Genomic DNA, 1,110 nt, shown 5'->3' on the forward strand with positions numbered 1-1,110 from the left:
TGCAGGCGCTGTGGAAGCACCGCAAGTCCGTGACGGACAAGGGCCCTTCGGGCCGGTTCGGCCGGGTCGGGATGCCGCTCGTGGTGATCTTCCAGATCGTCACGCCGGTCTTCGCGCCGCTCATCGACGTCTTCACCGTCTACTCGATGATCTTCGTGGACGTCCGGGCGTCCCTGCTCGCCTGGCTGGCCGTCCTCGCCGTGCAGCTCCTGTGCGCGGCGTACGCGTTCCGGCTCGACCGCGAGAAGTACCGGTATCTCCTGATGATGCCGCTCCAGCAGCTCGCCTACCGCCAGCTGATGTATCTGGTCCTGATCCACTCCTGCGTCACGGCTCTCACGGGCGGCAGGCTGCGCTGGCAGAAGCTCAAGCGCACCGGCGAGGTCGGCGCCCCGCGCCCCGATGCGGGGGTGCGGTGATGGCGGGGGCGCACCGCCGGGGGGCGGTGGTGGCGGAGGAGGCGCCGGTGGTGCCCCACGGCTCCGGGGGGCGCGACCGGTACTTCGACGCGCTGCGGGCCATCGCCCTCGTACGTGTCGTGGCGTACCACACCTTCGAATGGCCCTGGCTCGGCCTGGTCTTCCCGTCCATGGGCGTGATGTTCGCGCTCGCCGGATCGCTGATGGCGAAGTCGCTCCAGCGGCCCGCGGCCCAGGTGATCCGGGGGCGGCTGCGCAGGCTGCTGATCCCGCTGTGGGCGTTCGGGGTGGTCGCCGTCGTGGCGATGATGATCAACGGCTGGATGCCGGGCGTGGACATCCTCTACTGGGTGCTGCCGCTCGGCGACCCGCCGGGCAACGCGTGGGGCGAGCAGGCGTGGGCGGTGCTCTGGTACCTGCGGACGTATCTCTGGTTCGTGCTGCTCTCGCCGGTGCTGCTGCGGTTGTTCCGGCTCGCGCCCGTACCCGTCCTGCTGCTGTCCCTCGTCCCCGTCGCGCTCTTCGAGACGGTGTGGAGCCTGCCGGAAGGGCGGCTGGGGAGCGCGGCCAGTGATGTGTCGGTCTTCCTGTTCTGCTGGCTGCTCGGCTTCGCCCACCGTGACGGAGTGCTGCGCAGGCTCTCCCCGGGGCCGGTGGTGGCCGGGGCGGTCGCCGCGCTGCTCGCGGGCGC

Annotated in this window: 1 protein-coding gene and 1 pseudogene; both read left to right on the forward strand. The window is 71.2% G+C overall.

Going from position 1 to position 1,110, the window contains the following annotated elements:
- A pseudogene (locus tag ACZ5CR_RS46765) lies at nt 1-419 on the forward strand (bi-functional transferase/deacetylase); the annotation flags it as partial.
- On the forward strand, nt 419-1,110 hold a 692-nt coding region (locus ACZ5CR_RS46770), incomplete at its 3' end, for an acyltransferase family protein (RefSeq protein WP_468870146.1). The pseudogene ACZ5CR_RS46765 and the gene ACZ5CR_RS46770, both read left to right, overlap by 1 nt.

Source organism: Streptomyces sp. NPDC031274, from assembly GCF_055570235.1.